Source organism: Micromonospora sp. CA-244673 (genome assembly GCF_050948395.1).
GTDB lineage: Bacteria > Actinomycetota > Actinomycetes > Mycobacteriales > Micromonosporaceae > Micromonospora.
The window spans coordinates 2,191,454-2,210,878 of sequence record NZ_CP192019.1 but is presented as its reverse complement, the minus strand read 5'-3'; the positions used below and the strand labels follow the sequence as shown (position 1 = coordinate 2,210,878).

Annotated in this window: 18 protein-coding genes; 7 read left to right on the top strand and 11 right to left on the bottom strand. The window is 74.8% G+C overall.

Going from position 1 to position 19,425, the window contains the following annotated elements; translation table 11 throughout:
- The first annotated feature begins 61 nt into the window (after positions 1-61).
- The 3 genes from ACQP12_RS10325 (at position 62) to ACQP12_RS10315 (ending at position 2,451) form a co-directional block, all read left to right on the top strand.
- Positions 62-709 carry a hypothetical protein gene (locus ACQP12_RS10325; protein ID WP_433286997.1) on the top strand — a complete coding sequence of 216 codons (648 nt, stop codon included), beginning with the start codon at positions 62-64 and terminating at the stop codon, positions 707-709.
- A 262-nt stretch (positions 710-971) separates the two neighbouring features.
- Positions 972-1,166 carry a hypothetical protein gene (locus tag ACQP12_RS10320; protein WP_433286995.1) on the top strand — a complete coding sequence of 65 codons (195 nt, stop codon included), beginning with the start codon at positions 972-974 and terminating at the stop codon, positions 1,164-1,166.
- Between the two features lie 25 nt (positions 1,167-1,191).
- Positions 1,192-2,451, top strand: coding sequence for an Nramp family divalent metal transporter (locus tag ACQP12_RS10315; protein ID WP_433286993.1), 1,260 nt, complete (start codon positions 1,192-1,194; stop codon positions 2,449-2,451).
- A gap of 24 nt (positions 2,452-2,475) precedes the next feature.
- On the opposite strand, the gene ACQP12_RS10310 is transcribed toward ACQP12_RS10315, so the two are convergent.
- The 7 genes from ACQP12_RS10310 to ACQP12_RS10280 form a co-directional block, all read right to left on the bottom strand.
- Positions 2,476-3,966, bottom strand: coding sequence for an MFS transporter (locus ACQP12_RS10310; RefSeq protein WP_433286991.1), 1,491 nt, complete (start codon positions 3,964-3,966; stop codon positions 2,476-2,478).
- Positions 3,963-5,741 carry an IucA/IucC family protein gene (locus ACQP12_RS10305; RefSeq protein WP_433286989.1) on the bottom strand — a complete coding sequence of 593 codons (1,779 nt, stop codon included), beginning with the start codon at positions 5,739-5,741 and terminating at the stop codon, positions 3,963-3,965. Before ACQP12_RS10305 ends, ACQP12_RS10310 begins: the two co-directional genes overlap by 4 nt.
- 12 nt (positions 5,742-5,753) lie before the next feature.
- On the bottom strand, positions 5,754-6,311 hold the full coding sequence (locus ACQP12_RS10300; protein ID WP_433286987.1) for a GNAT family N-acetyltransferase: 558 nt from the start codon (positions 6,309-6,311) through the stop codon (positions 5,754-5,756).
- Between the two features lie 56 nt (positions 6,312-6,367).
- A complete protein-coding gene (locus ACQP12_RS10295) occupies positions 6,368-7,660 on the bottom strand; it encodes a lysine N(6)-hydroxylase/L-ornithine N(5)-oxygenase family protein (RefSeq protein ID WP_433286985.1) in 1,293 nt (430 codons plus the stop codon).
- A 23-nt stretch (positions 7,661-7,683) separates the two neighbouring features.
- Entirely contained in the window at positions 7,684-9,219 is a 1,536-nt protein-coding gene (locus ACQP12_RS10290) for a pyridoxal phosphate-dependent decarboxylase family protein (RefSeq protein ID WP_433286983.1), read from the bottom strand.
- A gap of 92 nt (positions 9,220-9,311) precedes the next feature.
- The gene (locus tag ACQP12_RS10285; protein ID WP_433286981.1) at positions 9,312-10,565 is read right to left on the bottom strand and encodes an MFS transporter; all 1,254 of its coding nucleotides are present in this window, start codon (positions 10,563-10,565) and stop codon (positions 9,312-9,314) included.
- Positions 10,562-11,272 (bottom strand): siderophore-interacting protein, encoded by a 711-nt coding sequence (locus ACQP12_RS10280; protein ID WP_433286979.1) that lies wholly within the window; start codon positions 11,270-11,272, stop codon positions 10,562-10,564. The genes ACQP12_RS10285 and ACQP12_RS10280 overlap by 4 nt, the downstream gene beginning before the upstream one ends.
- A gap of 99 nt (positions 11,273-11,371) precedes the next feature.
- Between ACQP12_RS10280 and ACQP12_RS10275 the strand changes: the two genes are divergently transcribed.
- Entirely contained in the window at positions 11,372-13,426 is a 2,055-nt protein-coding gene (locus ACQP12_RS10275) for a penicillin acylase family protein (protein ID WP_433286977.1), read from the top strand.
- Positions 13,423-13,980: a GNAT family N-acetyltransferase gene (locus tag ACQP12_RS10270; protein ID WP_433286975.1), complete on the top strand. Its 558-nt coding sequence runs from the start codon at positions 13,423-13,425 to the stop codon at positions 13,978-13,980. Before ACQP12_RS10275 ends, ACQP12_RS10270 begins: the two co-directional genes overlap by 4 nt.
- Positions 13,981-14,033: 53 nt before the next feature.
- Here the strand turns inward: ACQP12_RS10270 and ACQP12_RS10265 are convergent, their stop codons facing one another.
- Genes ACQP12_RS10265 through ACQP12_RS10250 form a run of 4 tightly spaced genes read right to left on the bottom strand, consistent with a single transcriptional unit; the run spans position 14,034 to position 17,998 of the window.
- Positions 14,034-14,978, bottom strand: a complete 945-nt coding sequence (locus ACQP12_RS10265; RefSeq protein ID WP_433286973.1) for an ABC transporter substrate-binding protein — start codon at positions 14,976-14,978, stop codon at positions 14,034-14,036.
- 40 nt (positions 14,979-15,018) lie between these two features.
- Complete coding sequence (locus ACQP12_RS10260; protein ID WP_433286971.1) at positions 15,019-15,861, bottom strand: ABC transporter ATP-binding protein; 843 nt, start codon at positions 15,859-15,861, stop codon at positions 15,019-15,021.
- The gene (locus tag ACQP12_RS10255) at positions 15,858-16,955 is read right to left on the bottom strand and encodes a FecCD family ABC transporter permease (RefSeq protein ID WP_433286968.1); all 1,098 of its coding nucleotides are present in this window, start codon (positions 16,953-16,955) and stop codon (positions 15,858-15,860) included. The genes ACQP12_RS10260 and ACQP12_RS10255 overlap by 4 nt, the downstream gene beginning before the upstream one ends.
- Positions 16,952-17,998: a FecCD family ABC transporter permease gene (locus tag ACQP12_RS10250; RefSeq protein WP_433286966.1), complete on the bottom strand. Its 1,047-nt coding sequence runs from the start codon at positions 17,996-17,998 to the stop codon at positions 16,952-16,954. Before ACQP12_RS10250 ends, ACQP12_RS10255 begins: the two co-directional genes overlap by 4 nt.
- Before the next feature lie 125 nt (positions 17,999-18,123).
- On the opposite strand from ACQP12_RS10250, the gene ACQP12_RS10245 reads away from it, so the two are divergent.
- Together ACQP12_RS10245 and ACQP12_RS10240 are read left to right on the top strand one after the other, a co-directional pair.
- On the top strand, positions 18,124-19,056 hold the full coding sequence (locus tag ACQP12_RS10245; protein WP_433286964.1) for a MerR family transcriptional regulator: 933 nt from the start codon (positions 18,124-18,126) through the stop codon (positions 19,054-19,056).
- A 4-nt stretch (positions 19,057-19,060) separates the two neighbouring features.
- Complete coding sequence (locus ACQP12_RS10240) at positions 19,061-19,420, top strand: YciI family protein (protein WP_357947958.1); 360 nt, start codon at positions 19,061-19,063, stop codon at positions 19,418-19,420.
- Positions 19,421-19,425 lie beyond the last annotated feature (5 nt).

The following is a 19,425-nucleotide window of genomic DNA, read 5'->3' as shown; positions in this document are numbered from 1 at the left end:
TGTCATATCCGTCGATTAGAATGTATGTACTAATCGAGCTGCTTGACCTGGGAGGATGCTCGTGACCGCGCCCACCTCCACCGCCCCTGTCACCCCCTACGCCACCCTCCTCGGTTTCACCCGCTACGTGGACCGCACCGGGCCCACCAAGGCCACCTTCGTGGGCGGCCTGCGCAAGCAGCGGGCGAGCCGGCACGGGTTCAACCCGCACGGCCAGTTCGTCAAGGCGCTCAAGGCCGATGTCGCCTTCCACACCGGCGGCACCCACCTGGCCCAGGTGGCAGACCTGGTCAAGCCGCGCTGGCGCCCGCTCTACGAGGCGCTGGTGCCCGGGGCGACCACCTGGCTGCACTCGCTCGGCGAGCCGGCCGGCGTCGACCTGGCCCAGACCCGCGACGCGCTGGCCATGCTGGGCGACCTGCCCGTGAAGATCAACCCGCAGTTCGGCGTGCGCTACGCCGACGGCCGCGCCGAGGCGATCCGGCTGCACTTCGACGAGGCCCCGCCGAGTGAGGAGACCGCCCTGGCCACGCTGCACCTGATGGCCCGGCACATGGACGCGGTCCTGCCGCACGCCGAGCCGGTGCTGGTCGACGTCCGGCGCGGCGAGTCCCACCGGATGCCGGCCGACGTCAAGCCGGAGCAGGTCGAGCAGTGGCTGGCGGGTGAGGCCGCCGCCTTCCGCGCCATCTGGTCCACCGCGGCCTGACCGGCCCACCACGACGAGCGGCCGCCCCTCCCCGGGCGGCCGCTCGTCCGCGTCTCCCCCGGATCGGCAGGCACCGGCCCGCCATCCTGTTTCCCCTCTTTCGGGAAGATAGAGGGCGTATGTGAGCGGTTGTCGGGAAGCTTGGTTCATGAGAGTGCCCCGCGCCGACGCCGGCTCTGGACGCCCGGCCGCCCGCCCCGCCGCGGGTCGGCCCGTCGACCCGACGCCCCCGGGTCCCTCCCGCAGGCGGCCGGAAGTCGCCATGTCCAGAGCCAACCGGACCAAGCTGACCGTCTTCGCCCTGCTCACGCTCGCCGCGGTGAGCGTCGGCACCCCCGCGCCGGCGGTCCTCACGCTCGCCGCCGTCACCGCGCTCATCCCGGTCGCCGACGCGCTGGATCGGGAACCCGCGCCGCGGCCGGCCCGCCGGCCGGCACCCGAGCGCGAACCCGCCTGATCCGTCCGCCCGCCAGGAGCACACCGTGGTCACGAACGACATCACCATCGCGTCACCGCTGCAGACCGCCCGTGCCCGGGGCCGGATGCGCGGTCGCCTCATCCTGCTCGGGCCGGCCTTCGTGGCCGCGGTCGCCTACGTCGACCCGGGCAACTTCGCCACCAACTCCACCGCCGGCGCGCGCTACGGCTACCTGCTGGTCTGGGTGGTCGTGGCGGCGAACCTGGCCGCCATGCTGGTGCAGACGCTCACCGCGAAGCTCGGCCTGGCGACCGGCCGCAGCCTGCCCGAGCTGTGCCGCGAGCACCTGCCGCGGCCGGTCAACCGGGTCATGTGGGTCCAGGCCGAACTGGTGGCGATGGCCACCGACCTGGCCGAGGTCATCGGCGGCGCGGTCGCCCTCTACCTGCTCTTCGGGGTCCCACTGCTGCCCGGCGGCCTCATCATCGGCGCGGCCGCGTTCGCCGTCCTCGCGTTGCGCGCGCGTGGCTTCCGGGCCTTCGAGATCGCCATCGCGGTCCTGCTCGGGGTGATCGTCCTGGCCTTCGCGGTGAACCTGCTCACCGCGCAGCCCGACGTGTCCGCCGCGGCCGGCGGGCTGCTGCCCCGGGCGCAGGGCACCGACAGCATGCTGCTGGCCGCCGGCATCCTCGGCGCGACGGTGATGCCGCACGTGATCTACGTGCACTCGGCGCTGACCCCGAACCGCATTCCCGCGGCCGACGAGGCCGAGCGGCGGATCGTGGCGAAGGGCCTGCGCACCGACGTGCTGCTCGCCCTGAGCGCCGCCGGCGCGGTGAACCTCGCCATGCTGCTCGTCGCGGCGGCCACCTTCCACGGCAGCGGGATCCCCGGCACCGACACCCTGGAGGGCGTCCACGCCGGCCTGGCCGGCAGCCTCGGCGCGGTGGCGGCGCTCGGCTTCGCGGTGGCGCTGCTGCTGTCCGGGCTGGCCTCGACCAGCGTCGGGACCTACGCCGGCGAGGTCATCATGCAGGGCTTCCTGCGCCGCCGCGTCCCCCTCGCCGTGCGCCGGCTGGTCACCCTGTTGCCCGCGCTGCTGGTGCTCGCCGTCGGCGTCGACCCCACCCGGGCCCTCGTGCTGTCGCAGGTGGTGCTGAGCTTCGGCATCCCGTTCGCGCTGATCCCGGTGGTGGCCTTCACCCGCCGCCGGGACCTGATGGGCACCCTCGTCAACCGCCCGGCCACGACCGCCGTCGCGTCGGTGATCACCGCCCTCGTGGTGGCGCTCAACCTGTTCCTGCTCTGGCAGCTGGTCGCCTGACCGGCCGGCCCGCGCGCGGCGCCGTCACCGGTGCCGCGCGCGGTGCAGCAGGTACGCGGTGACCAGGCCACCGGCCAGCACGGCCACCGCCCCCGCGGTCTGGCCGGTCTCCAGCGCCACCCGGAACGCGTCGCGGACCACGGCACGCTCGCCGTCGGTGGCGGCGGCGGCCAGCGCGGCCGGGAACGAACCGGCCCCGGCCAGCGCGGCGGGCAGCAGCGCGGCGAACCGCGCGTTCAGGACGGCGCCGAGCACGGCCACGCCCAGGCTGCCGCCCACCTCGGTCATGGTGCCGTCCACACCCGCCCCGGCGCCGGCCCGCTCCGGCGGCAGCGCGCTCAGCACCGCCTCGACGATCGCCGGGTTGGCCAGCGCGCAGCCGGCGCCCATCAACAGCAGGCCGCCGAGCAGCGCCGGGTAGGCGTCACCGGGGGTGTACGTGACGGCCAGCAGCCCGACGGCGAGCAGCGCCATCCCGACGGCGACCGCGGCCGGCCGCCCCATCCGGCGGATCAGCGCGGCGGCGATCCCGGTGAGGTTGAGCACCACGATGGAGAGCGCGAACGGCGCCATCCGCAGCCCCGCCTCCCAGGCCGGGTAGCCGCGGACGAACTGCAGGTGCTGGGTGAGCAGGAACAGCGCACCGGTCGCGCCGAAGGTGATCAGCACGACCCCGGAGACCGCGCCGGTGAACCGGGGGTCGCGGAACAGCCCCATGTCCAGCATCGGCTCGGCGACCCGGTGTTCCCAGGCCACGAAGAGGCCGAGCAGCACTGCGCCGGCGACGGCTGCGGCGAGCACCGCCGGGGCGGCCCAGCCCTGCTCCGGCCCGGCGGTGATCGCCCAGACCACGCCGGTGAGCCCGGCCGTGGAGAGCAGCACGCCGAGCACGTCGAGGCGACCGGTGACCGCCTTGCGGGATTCGGGCACCAGCAGCCGGACGGCCACCAGGCAGACCAGGACCACCGGCACGTTGACCAGGAAGATGGCCTGCCAGGGCAGGTGGGCGAGGATCGTCCCGCCGACCGGCGGCCCGACGGCGAAGCCCAGCGCGCTGGTCGCCGCCCAGACCCCGATGGCCCGCTGGCGCGCCGGCCCTTCGAAGACCTGCACGGCCACGGCGAGGGTGGCGGTGACCAGCAGCGCGCCGCCGACGCCCATCCCGGCCCGGGCCGCGATGAGCTGGCCGGTGGTGGTGGCCAGCCCGGCGGCCAGCGAGCCGGCCCCGAACAGCACGAGCCCGGCCAGCAGCATCCGCCGCCGGCCGTACCGGTCGGCCGCGCTGCCGGCGCTGATCAGCAGGCCGGACAGGACCAGGGCGTACGCGTTGATGATCCACTGGATGTCGCTGGTGCTGGCGCCCAGCTCGGTGGTGAGCACCGGCACGGCCACGGTGAGCACGGTGTTGTCCAGCACCACGGTGACCTGGGCGAGGCAGAGCACGGCCAGGATCCACCAGCGGTGGCGGAGGACCACCGGCCCGACCGGGACGGCCGGCGCCGCGAGGGCGCTCACGGGCGCGGGGCGTACGGGGCGAGGGGATTGGCCAGCGTCCCGACGAACTGGAGCGCCGCCGACGGGTCCGCCAGGTCGACCATCTGCTGGTTGTTGCGCAGCTGCAGCCGGTTCAGGCAGGACAGCGCGAACTCCGGGACGAACAGATCGTGCCGGTCGGCCAGGTGCGGCACGGACTCCGTGTAGGCCGTGACGCACTCGGCCACGGTCCGCCAGAAGGTCTCCTCGTCGAGGATGACCTCGGTGGCGAGGATCGCGTTGAGGTGGCGCAGGAACGAGTCGAACACGTCGGTGAAGACGCAGAGCACCTTCTCGTCCTCGGGCACGGCGGCGCGGATCCGGCTCACCGACTCGGGCAGGTCCGCCGCCGGGTCCATCACCACGATCTCCTCGGCGATGTCCTTGAAGATCACCCGCTCCACCACGTCGTCGCGGAGCACCAGGATGACGTTCTCGCCGTGCGGCATGAACGCCAGGTCGTACGCGTGGAGCGCGTGCAGCACCGGCACGAGGTAGGCGTCCAGGTAGCGGCGCAGCCAGTCCGCCGGGGCCAGCCCGGAGCCGGCGATCAGCGCACCGGCGAACGAGCGCCCGGCCCGGTCGACGTGCAGCAGCGACGCCATCGTGGCCAGCCGCCGGCCGGGCTCCAGCCCGGGCACCGGGCTCTCCCGCCACAGCGCGGCGAGCATCTTCCGGTACGGCGAGTACCGGTCGGTGGCCGCCTCGAACTGCCGGTGCCGGTAGCCGATCGCGGCCCGCTCCCGGATGATCGACAGTCCGGTACGCGCGAACACCGGGTCGGCGGCGATCAGGCCGGCCAGCCAGTCGTTGATGGCCGGGGTGTGCTCCATGTAGGCGGCGGACAGCCCACGCATGAAGCCCATGTTGAGCACCGACAGCGCGGTCTTCACGTAGTGCCGGTTCGGGTCGGTGACGTTGAAGAAGGTGCGCACCGACTGCTGGGCCAGGTGCTCGTCCGGCCCCTCGCCCAGCGGCACCAGATGGCGGCGGGCCACCTCGCCGGCGAACGTGACGGCCAGCTTGTTCCACCACTGCCAGGGGTGCACGGGCAGCAGCAGGTAGTCGGCCGGGTCGAGGCCGAGCCCGGTGAGGGTGCGCGCGAAGCCGGCCAGGGTCTCCTCGCCGAGTTCGGCCCGGACGTGGGTGTCGTAGTCCAGGTCGGCGGCGCAGGTGAAGGTGGTGTGGTCGCGGTGGGCGGCGAGCCAGAGCAGGCGGACTGGCTGGCCGGCCTCCGGGGCGTACCGGTGGTGGTCGTGCACGCCCCAGCCGATCCGGCCGCTGTTGGCCACGAAGCAAGGGTGGCCCTCGGTCATCGCCGTCTCGATCTGCTGGAAGTCGGCCCGGACCAGCTCGGCCGCCGCCAGCTCGGGCCGGGCGAGTTTGTAGGCGAGCCCGGCCAGGGTGGAGGTGATCTCCTCGAGGTAGACGGGCAGGACGGCGTCGGTGAGGCCGAGCGCGCCGCGCAGCTCCAGGCAGAGGTCGACCGCGTCGAGCGGGGCCTCCCGCCCGTCGACGTGCCGGGTCAGGCCGGCCGGGTCGATCCACCAGTGGTGCAGGCTCAGCTGCCGGGCGGCGAAGCGGTACTCGGCGGTGCCGTCGTCGCCGCGTACCCGGTAGTGGCCGGAACTCAGGGGTTCGGGGGTGATGAGCCGTTCGTGGGCGAACTCGGCCAGGGCCTTGCGGACCAGCTGGCGGTTGGCGGCGGCCCACAGCTCGGGGGTGAGGTGGTCGACGGCGGCGGAGGGGGTGGTCACGCGGGGTACCTCTCAACGGGTGGCGGCGAACTGCTCTCGGGTGCAGACGCTGAGCAGGGCGGTCTTCTCGGGCTTGGCGATCGGGCCGACGACGGTGAAGCCGACGGCCGCGTTCAACGCGTGCACGGCGGTGTTGCGCACGTCGGGCTCGACCACCACCCGCCGGGTGGCCGGGTCGGCGAAGAGCCAGTCCAGCACCGTGGTGATCACGGCGAGGGTGAAGCCGTGCACCGGCGCCTCGGCGGGCGCGCAGAGGAAGTGCATCCCGACGTCGCCCTCGACCGGGTCGTACAGACCGACCAGCTCGACCTCGGCGGGGTCGTAGCGCTCGGCGAGGAACGCGGGCCGCCCCTGCCAGCACCCGAGGTACGCGTCGTGGTGCGGGTTAGCGGCGATGCGCCGGTACTCCTCGGCCACCCGGGCGACGTCGGCGTCCTGCATCATCCAGAACACCGCCTTCGGGTGGGTGACCCAGCCGTGCAGCAGCGCGGCGTCGCCGTCCGGGTCGAGCGGGCGGAGGCTGAAGTCGCCGAGGCGCGGGTCGTGCCGGCGGTACGTGGCCACGGTCACGGGGCCACCTTCCGTTCGCGACTGCGGGGCTCGCAGAACGGGCTCACTCCTCGCGCTCACGAGGGCATCCCGGCCGGCGCGCCGAACTCCTGGAAGGCGATGCTCTTCTCGATCGGGTAGTGCTCGCGGCCGGTCAGCTCCCGGATGATCCAGGAGTTGCGGTAGGGGCCCATGCCCAGGTCGGGCGAGGTGACGCTGTGCGTGTGGGTGCCGGCGTTCTGGAGGAAGACGCCCCGTCCGGTGTGGTCGATGCTGTAGTTGCGGGCCACGTCGAAGCGGCCGTGGCCGTCCCAGCGGATCCGGTCGCGGATCGGGTCGAGGAAGGCGGGCACCCGGTACCGGTAGCCGGTGGCGAGCACCAGCCCCTCGGTCTCCAGGGTGAGGTCGCGGCCCTGCTCGACGTGGTGCAGCCCCAGCGTGTAGGTACCGCGCTCCGGGTCGTGGGCCGCGTCGGTCAGCTCGGTGTTGGTGAGCAGCCGGGTGGGCACCGGGCCGCCGACGCTCTTCACGTAGAGCAGGTCGAAGATCCCGTTGATCAGCTCGGCGTCGATGCCCTTGAACAGCCCCTTCTGCTCCGCCTCCAGGCGGTAGCGGGTCGGCTCGGGCAGGGCGTGGAAGTAGTCCACGTAGTCCGGGGAGGTCATCTCCAGGGTGAGCTTGGTGTATTCGAGCGGGAAGAAGCGCGGCGAGCGGGTGACCCAGTTGAGCTGGTAGCCGTGGGTGTCGATGTCGGCGAGGAGGTCGTGGTAGATCTCGGCGGCGCTCTGCCCGCTGCCGATCACGGTGATGCTCCGCTTGCCGCGCAGCGCCGCCCGGTGCTCCCGGTACCGCGAGTTGTGGATCACGTCGCCGCCCAGCCCCGCGCACGCCGGCGGCACGTGCGGCGGGGTGCCGGTGCCGAGCACCAGCCGGCGCGCCCGGTGGGTGACCTCGCGGCCGTCGACCCGGGCGCGCACCACGTACCGGTCGTCCGTCGGGTCGTACTCGACGGCGGTGACCTCGTGTCCGAACCGGACGCTGGGCAGCTTCGCGGCGGCCCACCGGCAGTACGCGTCGAACTCGCCGCGCAGCGGGAAGAAGTTCTCCCGGATGTAGAACGGGTAGAGCCGGCCGGTCTCCTTGAGGTAGCTGAGGAAGGAGTACGGCGAGGTCGGGTCGGCGAGCGTGACCAGGTCGGCGAGGAACGGGGTCTGCAGGTGGGCGCTCTCCAGCAGCATGCCGGGATGCCAGTCCACGTCGTCGCGGGCCTCCAGGAAGAGGCCGTCGAGGTCGGCGATCGGGGCGGTCAGGCAGGCCAGGCCGAGGTTGTACGGGCCCAGCCCGATGGCGATGAAGTCGTGGGTCGACATGGGGTTCTCCAGGGCGGGGCCGGTCAGCCGACCGGGCAGGACAGCTCGTCGGCGGTGCGGGTGCGGGCGTACCAGCCGGCGTGTTCGGCGATGAGGTCGAGCACCGCGGCGACGTCCTCCCCGGTGGTCTCCGGGTTGAGCAGGGTGAACTTGAGGTGGTGGGCGCCGTCGACCCGGGTGCCCGCGACGAGCGCGGCCCCGGAGGCGGCGAGCGCCTCGCGGGCGTACAGGTTGGCGTCGTCCACGAGGTCGGCGGCCAGGCCGGCGGGGCGCCAGCGGAACACCAGGGTGCTCAGCGCCGGCCGGGTCACCACCTCGAAGCGGGGGTCGGCGTCGAGCAGGCGCCAGGCCTCGCCGGCCCGGTCCACCACCTCGTCGAAGAGCGCGCCGACCGCGTCGGCCCCCATGATCCGCAGGGTGAGCCAGAGCTTGAGCGCGTCGAATCGGCGGGTGGTCTGGAGGCTCTTGTCGACCTGGTTGGGGATGCGCTGCTCGACGGCGCGCGCCGGGTTGAGGTAGTCGGCGTGCCAGGTGGCGTGCCGCAGCGTCCGGCCGTCGCGCACCAGCACGGCGCTGGAGCTGACCGGCTGGAAGAAGGACTTGTGGTAGTCGACGGTCACCGAGTCGGCCCGCTCGATGCCGTCGAGCAGGTGCCGGCGGGTCGGCGAGACCAGCAGCCCGCAGCCGTACGCGGCGTCGACGTGCAGCCACACGCCGGCCGCCGCGCAGATGTCGGCGACCTGCGCCAGCGGATCGATGCTGCCGAAGTCGGTGGTGCCGGCGGTGGCGACGACCGCCATGACCAGCAGCCCGTCCGCCCGGCAGCGGGCGATCTCCCGGGCCAGCGCCTCGGGGCGCATCCGCCGCTGGGCGTCGGTGTCGACGGTGCGCACCGCGTCCGGGCCGAGGCCGAGCAGCCGGGCCGCCTTCTGCACGCTGAAGTGGCCGGCGGCGGACGTGAGCACCCGCAGCCGGGACAGCGCCTCGGGTCCGGGCCGCAGGCCGGCGCGCACCCGGGCCTCCTCCCGGGCGAGCAGCAGCGCCTGGAGGTTGGAGTGCGTGCCGCCGCTGGTGAACACCCCGTCGGCGGTGGCACCGAGCCCGATCCGCTCGGCCGTCCAGTCGATCAGCCGGCGCTCGATGAGCGTGCCGCCGGCGCTCTGGTCCCAGGTGTCCAGCGAGGAGTTGACCGCGCTGAGCACGGCCTCGCCGAGCAGCGCCGGGATCACCACCGGGCAGTTGAGGTGGGCCAGGTAGCGGGGGTGGTGGAAGTAGACGGCGTCACGCAGGTAGACGTCGTGCAGTTCGTCGAGGGCCGCGCCGGTGTCGCCGAGCGGCCGGTCGAGGTCGACGGCCGCGACGCGCGGGGCGAGGTCGTCCGGGCCGATCCCGGTGAACGGCCGGTCGGCGGTCGCCACCCGGTGGGCCACCCGCTCGATCCCCTCGGCCAGCACGTTGCGGTAGCGGTCCAGCGAGCGGGCGGTGAACAGATGGTCCCGGGCGGCGGCCGGGCCGGCGCCGGCCGAGGGGGCCGGAACGGTTGCTCCGGGCAGGCTCATGGGCAGTCCTCAATGGTCGGAAGCGGACACGACGGCGACGGCGCGACGGGCACGGACGGTCCGAGGTTGATCGCGAGTTAGGTTACCCTAACCTAACTCGCGGGGGTCAAGAGGTCGGGTGCCGCCACGCCGGCACCGTTCGTGGCGGCCGGTCCGCCGGGGAAGCGTCGCTGGTGGGCCGCGCCGGCCACGACGGCGAGGCCGACCAGCACGACGCAGCCGACGGCGACCGCCGGGTAGCCGAACCGACCCGCCGCCGTGAGGCCGGCCGAGGCGGCCACGAAGGAGCAGACCAGCCCGAACGAGGAGAGCACCGTGAAGTCGGTGCCGCCGGTGTCCGGCCGGGAGTAGTCCATGTTGACCGTGTAGAGCACCACGTTGGCCACCGTGTACGCGGCCAGGAACAGGCAGAGCGCGACGACCGTCCCGGCCAGGGGCGCGCGGCCGCTGAGCAGCGGCAGCAACAGCAACGTGGATACGGTGAGGGAGGCGCCGGCCACCACGAGCACCCGGGTGCGGCCGTACCGGCCGACGCCGAGCCCGGCCAGCAGGCCGGCCGCGATCGCGGGCACGCTGGTCACCACTCCGGTGACCACGCCGATCCGCTGAAGCGTCCAGCCGGCGTCCACCAGGGCGGGGGTGACCAGCGCGTAGGCCGCTCCGGCCCCGACGTAGAGCAGCGGCACGACGCCGAAGGTCCACCACCGGCAGCCCGGCTGGGCGAACACGGACAGCAGCGCCCGGTAGGCGTGCGCCGTGGAGGGCAGCCGGTCGGTGCGGGGCGGCTCGCGGAACCGCCAGACCACCAGCAGGCCGACCGCGGTCAGCGCGGCCAGCAGCAGGATCGCCGGCCGCCAGCCGTACCGGTCGTAGACCACCACGCAGGCGCCGCCGCCGAGCAGGTTGCCCAGGTAGCTGGCGGCGACCTGGATGCCGTTGCCGGTGCCCCGGGAGCGGGCCGTGAGCAGCCGCACGGCCACGGCGTCCACGGCGATGTCCTGGGTCGCGGAGAGCAGCACGTACGCGAGGCAGACCGCGACGACCGGGCCGAGCCGGTCGGCGGGGCGGTCGAAGGGCAGCAGCGCGGCCAGCGCCAGCACCAGCCCGGCCTGGAGGACCAGCAGCCAGGAGCGGTAGTGGCCGCGGTGGCGCGAGCCGTACCGGTCGAGGATCGGGGCCCAGAGGAACTTGACCGGCCACACCAGACCCACGATCTGGAGCAGCGCGAGGGTCTCCAGGGAGGTGCCGCCGTCGCGCAGGATCGCGGTCAGCCCGACGGTGATGAAGCCCACCCCGAGGTACTGGGTGACGTAGAGCGTGGTGAGCGTGCCGAGGCGGCCGGTCACTGGGCGCTCCAGTAGCCGAGCGACGTCACCTGGTGCTTCGCCACGCCGAGGGTACGGCGCAGGTGCCGGGTGATGTCCCGGGTGCTGGCCGCCTCGGCGGCCAGCCAGTAGTGCGCGTCGTCGGCGGCCGGCAGCGCGTCCCGGACGGTCTTCACGAGGCCCTCGCCGTTTCCGCCGCGCGGGATCCAGGTGACCTCGTGGTGGTCCCGGGCGCGCGGCTCAAGCGCCCGCTCCCCCTCGTGGGCGTACTCCAGCCAGACCGTGGCGGGCACGTCGGCGGCGGCGTCGAGCAGGCTGTTCACCGCCGGCAGCGAGGCGGCGTCGCCGACCAGGTAGAGGTGGCGCGGGGCCGGCTCGGGCAGGGCGAAGGCGCTGCCCTGCACGGTGGCATCGATGGTGTCGCCGGCGGCCGCGGTCTCGGCCCAGCGGGCGGCGCACCCGTCGTGCAGGGCGAACTCCAGGTGGAACCGGCCGGTGGCCGGGTCGGGGTCGACAAGGGTGTACGCCCGCTGGTGCGGCTTGCCGTCGTTGTCGAACCAGAGCCGGATCCACATGGTGGGGTGCACGCCGCAGGCGTCCAGCAGGTCGCCGCCGTCCATCAGCAGCCGCCGGTACCGGTCGCCGACCGGCTCGGTGCCGAGCACGGTGAGCCGGAAGTTCCGCCCGCCCATGGCCCGCAGCACCAGCGCTTCCCAGTTCCGCTTCAAGGTGACCCCTCCAGTAAGGTCTGGCTTAGTTAGGGGAGGGTAACCTAAGTTGATGTTCATGATGTGGCCGGCCGGTGACGTGTCCGCGACGGCCGGCCGGTGAGCGGCATCCGGCGTGACGCCTGGGGTGTGCCGCTGCTGTGGGGGGACGACGTCGACGAGCTGGCCCGTCTCCAGGGCCGCGCCGCCGCGCTCGACCGCGCCTGGCAGATCGAGGTCGAGCGCTGGCGTGCCGAGGGGCGGCTGGCTGAACACCTCGGCCCCGCCGAGCTCGGCTGGGACCGGTTCGCCCGGCGGGCCCGCCTCGCCGACACCGCCGCCCGCTGCTTCCGGCGGCTCTCCCCCGCCACCCGCCGCTGGGTCACCGCGTACGTGGACGGGGTGAACGCCGGGCTCGCCGAGGGCGCGGCCGGCGCTCCCGAGTTCGCGGCGACCGGCTGCGCCCCCGGCCGGTGGCGTCCCTGGTCCCCGCTCGGCGTCTTCCTGGTCCAGCACATCCTCTTCGGCACCTTCCCCAACAAGCTCTGGCGGGCCCACGTGGAGGCCGCCCTCGGCCCGGCGGCGACGGGCCTGTTCGCGGTCGAGGGACCGGGCGGGTCGGGCAGCAACGCCTGGGTGGTGCCCGGCGACCCGACCGCCGGGCGGGGGCCGGTGCTGGCCGGCGACCCGCACCGGCTGCTGGAGCTGCCCGGGAGCTACCAGCAGGTCCGGCTGACCTGCCCCGAGTTCGACGTGCTCGGGTTCGCCTTCCCCGGCGTGCCGGGGCTGCCGCACTTCGGCCACGCCGGCGAGGTGGCCTGGGCGGTCACCAACGCGATGGCCGACTACCAGGACGTCTACCGCGAGCAGCTGCGCCGCGACGGCGGGCGGGTGCTGGTCCGGGACGCCGACGGCTGGCTGCCGGCCCGCCACCACGTCGAGCGCATCCGGGTCCGCGGCGCCGCCCCCGAGCCGGTCGAGGTGATCGAGACCCCGCGCGGCCCGGTGGTCGACCACGACCGGCACACCGGCGAGGCGCTCAGCCTGCGGATTCCCGCCCGGGTCGAGGCGGACCTCGGCTTCGACGCGCTGCTGCCGCTGCTGCGGTCGCGGACCGTGGACGACGTCACCGAGGCCCTGCGCGGCTGGGTCGAGCCGGTCAACAGCGTGCTGGTGGCCGACCGGCACGGCGGCGTGCGGCAACTCGTCGCCGGGCTGGTGCCGCTGCGCGACGACCGCTGCCGGTGGGTGCCGGTGCCCGGCTGGGAGCCGCGCTACCGGTGGTCCGGCCGGTACGCCGAGGCCAAGCCGGTCGAGGTGGCCGGGGTGGCGGTCTGCGCCAACGACCGCCGCGACGACGTGGCCGACCTCGGGATCGACTTCGCGCCCCCGCATCGCGCCGCCCGGATCCGGGACCTGCTCGCCGCCGACGTTGCGTCCGACGCCGTGCACATCGACACTCGGCTGGCGGCCGGCCCGCTGGGTGCGGTGCTCGACCGGCTCGACCCGGGGAGCCTCGACCCGGCCGCGCGGACGCTGCGGGAACGGCTGCGCGCCTGGGACCGCCGGATGGCCGCCGACAGCACCGACGCCGGCGCCTGGGCGGCCTGGCGGAACGCCCTGGTCCGCCGGCTGCACGACCATCCCCGGCTGCGACCGCTGCGCACGGCGGCCCGCTACGACGAGCTGTTCGCGCCGTGGACCGATCCCCTCGCCCGGCTCGGGCACGCCCTCGACGGGCTGGTCGCCGGGGCGGACCGGCTCGGCGTGGACGTCGGCGTGGTCGCCGCGGCGGCGCTGGCCGAGGTGGCGGCGGCCGGCCCGGCCCCGGCGTGGGGCGCGCGGCACCGCCTGCACCCCGTGCACCTCGGCGCGGCCCCCGAGGTCGACGCCGCGGTGGCGGCGATGCGCGACCGGGTGGCCCTCGGCGGCGACACCGACTGCGTGCTCGCCACCTCCAGCGTCCCCGGGGTCTCCGACGCCTGCTGGCGCGGCCCGGTGGCCCGCTACGTCTGGGACCTCACCGACCGCTCGCGCAGCCGCTGGGTGGTGCCGTTCGGCGCCTCCGGCCGGGCGGGCGACCCGCACTTCGACGACCAACTGCCGCGCTGGGCGGCCGGCGAGCTGATCCCGGTGCCCGGCGCGGACCGCACGCGAGAAGGAGACCCGTCATGACGTACCAGGAGAAGCTGCCCGGCCTCGGCGAGCTGCGGCTCGTCCCGGTCGACCCGGGGGCGGACGCGGCGCTGCTGCACGGCTGGGTGACCCAGCCGTGGGCCCGGTTCTGGGGCATGGGCGAGCACACCGAGGCGGAGGTGCGGGAGGTCTACGCGTTCCTCGACGGGCTGGCCACCCACCACGCGTACCTGATCACCCTGGACGGTGCGGCGGTCGGCCTGTTCCAGACCTACCAGCCCGAGGCCGACCCGGTCGGCGAGCGCTACCCGGTCCGCGCCGGCGACATCGGGATGCACCTGCTGCTCGCGCCCGGCCGGCAGCTCCCCGGCCTCACCTCGGCGGTCGGGCCGGCCCTGGCCCGCTTCCTCTTCACCGACCCGACGCGGCAGCGCATCGTTGTGGAGCCGGACGTGCGCAACGAGCGCGCGCTGCGCCGGCTGGAGCGGGAGGGCTTCACCTTCGACGCCGAGATCGACATGCCGGACAAGCGGGCGCAGCTCGCCTTCCTCACCCGGGACCGGTTCGAGGCCGACCACCCGCTCCCCGCCTGAGGACGACAGCGCCCGCCCGGCACGGGGCCGGGCGGGCGCGGACGGTCGGTGGCTCAGGCCGCCAGGTACTTCTCCAGGTCGTCCAGGATCTTGTTGGCGGCGCCGACGCCGATGCCGGTCATCCAGACCTCGTCGGAGACCACGTGCGCCTTGCCCGTCTTCACCGCGGACAGGCCCTGCCAGAGGCTGCCGGCCGTGACCTTCGCCTGCTCGGCGGCGGCCTTCTCGCCGTACGCGGTCACGAAGACGACGTCGCCGTCGACCTCGTTGACCCGCTCGGGGCTGACCAGGTCGAAGCGCTTGTCCTCCTTGCCCTCCAGCAGCTGCCGCGCCGGGCGGCCCAGGCCGGTGTCGCCGACCACGATGCCGGAGAACGAGTCCGGGCCGTAGACCCGGATGTTGCCCGGGATGAAGCGCACGATGGAGACCTTCCGCGACGAGGCGTCGCCGAGCTTCGCGCCGAAGTCCTTGGCCCGCTTCTCGTACGTGGCCAGCTGCTCCTTGGCCTGCTGCTCCTTACCGAGGGCCTTGCCGTCGAGGAGGAAGTTCTCCTTCCAGCTGATGCCCACCTTCTCCGTGAACACGGTCGGGGCGATGGCGGACAGCTCGTCGTAGAACTTCTCCTGGCGGAACTTGCTGCCGAGGATCAGGTCCGGCTTGAGCGCGTTGATCGCCTCCAGGTCGGGCTCGGTGAGCACCCCGACCTCCTTGATGCCGGCGAGCTTGTCCGCGCCGAAGTAGGTGGGCCAGCTCTTCGCCTCGCCGGCGGTGGCCGCGCCGACCGGGGTGACGCCCAGCGAGAGCGCGGTGTCGATCTTGTCGGTGTCGAGCACCACGACGCGCTTCGGCTCGGCGGGCACCTTGGTGGTGCCCATGGCGTGGGTGATCTCCCGGGTCTCCCCGGCGCTGGTGCCGGAGACGGGATCGCTCTCCCCGCAGGCGGTGAGGCCCACGCCGAGGGCGAGGGCCGCGGTGAGAGCGACGGCGAGACGACGCATCAAAAAGGTCCTTTCCTGACAGGTACGGGCCGGCGCGCGGTCACGCGTCGCCGACGGAGGCGCCGGCCGGGGCCGGCGTGGCGGCCGGAGCGGCCGAGGTGTGGGTGAGGGCGGGCACCACGAGCGGGGCGCCGGTGACCGGGCAGGGCACGACCACGCAGTCGAGCCCGAAGACGTCGCGGACCAGGTCGGCGGTGAGGATCTCGCGCGGCGGGCCGGCGGCGACCACCGCGCCGGCCCGCATGGCGACCAGGTGGTCGGCGTAGCGGGCGGCCTGGTTGAGGTCGTGCAGCACGGCGACCACGGTCCGGCCCCGCTCGACGCGCAGCCGGTGCAGCAGGTCCAGCACCTCCACCTGGTGGGCCAGGTCGAGGAAGGTGGTCGGCTCGTCCAGCAGCAGCGCCTCGGTGTCCTGGGCCAGCGTCATGGCGATCCAGACCCGCTGCCGCTGGCCGCCGGAGAGGGTGTCCACCGGCCGGTCGGCCAGCTCGGCCACGTCGGCCATGGCCATGGCCTCCTCGACGGCCCGGCCGTCCTCCGCGGACCACTGCCGCCACCAGCGCTGGTAGGGCTGGCGGCCCCGGCCGACCAGGTCGGCGACGGTGATCCCCTCGGGCACCAGCGGGCTCTGCGGCAGCACGCCGAGCCGCCGGGCCACCTCGCGGGTGGGCAGGTCGCGGATCGCCGTGCCGTCGAGCAGCACCGCGCCGCGGCGCGGGGTGAGCAGGCGAGCCATGGTGCGCAGCAGGGTGGACTTGCCGCAGGCGTTCGGCCCGACGATCACCGTGAACGCGTCGGCGGGCAGATCGAGGTCCAGCCCGTCGAGGACGGTCCGGGTCTCGTAGCCGGCGACCAGGTCGCGGGTGGACAGCATCGCGGTCACGACCGCCTCCCTCGGTTCCGCAGCAGCAGGAAGATCAGATAGGGGCCGCCGATCGCCGCGGTGAGCACGCCGGCCGGGAGCTGGGTGGGGGCGAACAGCCGGCGGCCGGCCAGGTCGGCGAGCACCAGCAGGAGCGCGCCGAGCAGGGCGGAGCAGAGCAGCGGCGGCCGCTCCGCTCGCACCAGCCGCCGGGCCACCTGCGGGGCGACCAGCGCCACGAAGTCCACCGCGCCGACCTGGGCGGTGACGGTGGCGGCGGCCAGCACACCGGTGGCGGCCAGGCCGACCCGGCGGGCCACCGGGCGCAGCCCGATCCCCCGGGCCGTGTCGTCGTCCAGCGCCGTGCTGCGCAGCGCCCAGCCGGCCCAGAGCAGGACGGGCAGCAGCGCGGCGAGCGTGCCGGCGATCCAGGCCGCCTCGGTCCAGCCCTTGCCGGCCAGGGTGCCGATCAGCCAGAGCTGGGCGCGCAGCCCGTCGATCGGGTCGGCGGAGAGCATGACCACCTCGGTCAGCGCCCGGAGCGCGAACGCCACCGCCACGCCGGCCAGCACGAAACGCTGCGCGGCCAGGCCGTGCCGCGCACCGAGGGCGAAGACCAGGACGGCCGCCACCAGGCCACCGACCAGCGCGGCCGGCGCCACCAGGACCGCCGCGGCGCCGCTGGTCAGGGCCACCGTGGCGGCCAGGCCGGCGCCCTGGGTCACCCCGATGACGTCGGGGCTGGCCAGCGGGTTGCGGGCCACGCTCTGGATCAGGGTGCCGGCCACCCCGAACGCCGCCCCGGCCAGCGCCGCGAGCACCGCGCGGGGCAGCCGCAGGTCGAGCACCACGAGGTCGTACGGGGTGCCGGCGCCGGAGAGCGCGCGCAGCACATCGGCCGGGGCGACGTACGGGGTGCCGAGCGAGAGGCTGAGCACCACGGCGGCGGCGAGCAGGAGGACGAGCGTGACCGCGACCAGCACCGGCCGGCGGCGCACCGGAACGGCCAGCGGACCGACCCGCAGCAGCGACCGCCCCGCCAGGGCGGTGTTCGGGGCGCCGATCTTCATCCGCGACCGTGGGGCACGCAGACCCGGCGCACTCCCCGCGCTCATGCCGTCACGACCTTGGCGCGGCGGACCAGGAAGGCGAGCAGCGGCGCGCCGACCAGCGCGGTGATGATGCCGGCCGGGACCTCGCCGGGCGGGGCGACCAGCCGGCCGACCACGTCCGCCCCGAGCACCAGGGCCGGCCCGAGCAGCGCGGCGACCAGCAGGGTCCACCGGTGGTCGGCGCCCACCAGGGCCCGGGCCAGGTGCGGCACGGCCAGCCCGACGAAGGCGATCGGCCCGGCGGCGGCCACCGCGGCGCCGGTGAGCAGCACCCCGCCGAACCCGGCCGCGAGGCGGACCAGGGCGATCCGGTGGCCGAGGCCGCGGGCGACGTCGTCGCCGAGGGCCAGCGCGTCCAGGCCGCGGGCGGCCAGCGCCGCGAGGACCGTGCCGGCGAGGACGAACGGGAGCACCTGACCGGCGACGCCGACGTCCCGCCCGGTGAGGCCGCCGACCACCCAGAACCGGTACTCCTCGAAGGTGCGGGCGTCGATGCTGAGCAGCGCGTACACGACGGCGCCGAGACCGGCGTCGAGCGCCGCGCCGACCAGCGCGAGGGTGACCGGGCTCGCGCCCTCGCGGGTGCGGTTGGCGACGGCGAAGACCAGCAGCCCGGCGAGCAGCGCGCCGGCGATGCCGAACCAGACGTACCCGGTGAGCGTACTCACGCCGAAGACGGCGATGGCCAGCACCACCCCGAAGGACGCGCCGGCGCTGACCCCGAGGATGCGCGGTTCGGCGAGCGGGTTGCGGGTGACGGCCTGGAAGAGCACCCCGGCCAGGGCGAGGGCGACCCCGACGACCAGCCCGAGGGCGGTGCGCGGCAGCCGCAGCTCGCGGACGACGGTGGTGGCGTCGCCGCCGTCCGGGGCGACCAGGGCGTGCCACACCTGGTCGACGGGGAGGTGGCGGCTGCCGAGCGCCAGGCTGGCCAGCAGCGCGGCGACGAGCAGGAGGGCCGCCGCCACGGTGACCGCGAGGCGGCGGGGGGTGCCGCGGCGGGTGGGGGCGTCGGCCCGGGCGGGCCGGACGGCGACGGTGGTCACAAGGGGTGCTCGCCTCTCGGATTAGGTACGCCTTACCTTAACCGAGCTGGTTAGGCACGCCTAACTCGCTTTCGTCGATGCTGCGGGTTGCGCCTCCACCGAGGGGAGGCGGCAGGGTGGGCGGCATGGACGGTGCGACCCACTACTCGATCGGCGACCTGGCCCGGCGGACCGGGTTGCCGGTGAAGACGATCCGCTTCTGGTCCGACCGCGGGATCCTGCCGCCGACCGGCCGTGGCCCGACCGGCCACCGCCGCTACGGGGAGGAGTCCCTGGCCCGCCTGGAGCTGGTCCGGACGCTGCGGGAGCTGGGCGTCGACCTGCCGACGGTGCGCCGGGTGGTGGAGCGGGAGGTCGGGCTGGCCGAGGTCGCCGCGGCGCACGCCGAGGCCCTGGCCACCCAGATCCGGGTGCTGCGGCTCCGCCGCGCGGTGCTGACCGTGGTCGCCCGACGCGGGTCCACCGCGGCCCAGGCGGATCTGCTGCACCGGCTGGCCGGGCTCGCCGAGGCGGAGCGGCGGCGGCTGGTCGACGAGTTCCTCGACGCCGCGTTCGCGGGCCTGACCGACCCGGGGTTCGCGGGAATCCGCCGCTCGCTCACCCCCGCACTGCCCGACGATCCCGCCGACGAGCAGGTCGAGGCGTGGGTGGAGCTGGCCGAGCTGACCCTGGACCCGGACTTCCGGTCGGGCCTGCGGCGGCTGGCGGAGCAGCACGCGGCCGACCGGGCCGGCGCGCCGGGTGTCCGCCGCGACGCGGTCGCCGTGGTCCGGGAGGAGGTCGCCCCGGCGCTGGCCGCCGGCATCGACCCGGCCGCACCGCCGGCCGACGAGGTCGTCGCGGCGGTGACGAGCCGGTACGCACTGCTGTGCGGCCGCCCGGACGACGCCGACCTGCGCCGACGGCTGCTGGACCGGTTGGAGGCCGCCGGCGACCCGCGCCGGGAGCGGTACCTGCGCCTGCTCTCGGTGGTCAACGGCTGGCCGCCGGTGGAGAGCCTGGCCCCGGTGCTCGACTGGTCGATCCGGGCGCTGCGGGCCCGGCAGCCCCTACCCTGAGGGCATGCGATTCGACCAGCACACCGTGGTGCTCCTGGTCCGGCCGGACGACGCGCCCGACCTGCCCCAGGACGCGCTCGACCGGCTCCAGGACGCGCACCTGGCCCACCAGGCCGGGCTGGTGGAGCAGGGCGCCGTGCTCGCGGCCGGCCCGTTCCTCGGTGGTGACGACGAGCGGATCCGCGGCTTCGTCGTGCTGTCGGTCGACCCGCAGATGGCCCGCGAGCTCTACGCCAACGACCCCGCCGTCCGCGCGGGGCGGTTGGAGGCGCAGGTGTTGAGCTGGATGGTGCCGGAGGGCAACGTCCGCTTCGAGCAGGTGCCGGTGCCCCGCTCGATGCTGGAGGCCGCCGCGGGCGACTGACCCTG

What these genes read in the sequence shown, in the direction of transcription:
- ACQP12_RS10320 (WP_433286995.1), top strand. Translation starts at nt 972, where the DNA reads ATGTCCAGAGCCAACCGGACCAAGCTGACCGTCTTCGCCCTGCTCACG.
- ACQP12_RS10295 (WP_433286985.1), bottom strand. Translation starts at nt 7,660, where the DNA reads ATGTCGACCCACGACTTCATCGCCATCGGGCTGGGCCCGTACAACCTC.
- ACQP12_RS10290 (WP_433286983.1), bottom strand. Translation starts at nt 9,219, where the DNA reads ATGAGCCTGCCCGGAGCAACCGTTCCGGCCCCCTCGGCCGGCGCCGGC.
- ACQP12_RS10270 (WP_433286975.1), top strand. Translation starts at nt 13,423, where the DNA reads ATGACGTACCAGGAGAAGCTGCCCGGCCTCGGCGAGCTGCGGCTCGTC.
- ACQP12_RS10265 (WP_433286973.1), bottom strand. Translation starts at nt 14,978, where the DNA reads ATGCGTCGTCTCGCCGTCGCTCTCACCGCGGCCCTCGCCCTCGGCGTG.
- ACQP12_RS10255 (WP_433286968.1), bottom strand. Translation starts at nt 16,955, where the DNA reads ATGAGCGCGGGGAGTGCGCCGGGTCTGCGTGCCCCACGGTCGCGGATG.
- ACQP12_RS10245 (WP_433286964.1), top strand. Translation starts at nt 18,124, where the DNA reads ATGGACGGTGCGACCCACTACTCGATCGGCGACCTGGCCCGGCGGACC.
- ACQP12_RS10240 (WP_357947958.1), top strand. Translation starts at nt 19,061, where the DNA reads ATGCGATTCGACCAGCACACCGTGGTGCTCCTGGTCCGGCCGGACGAC.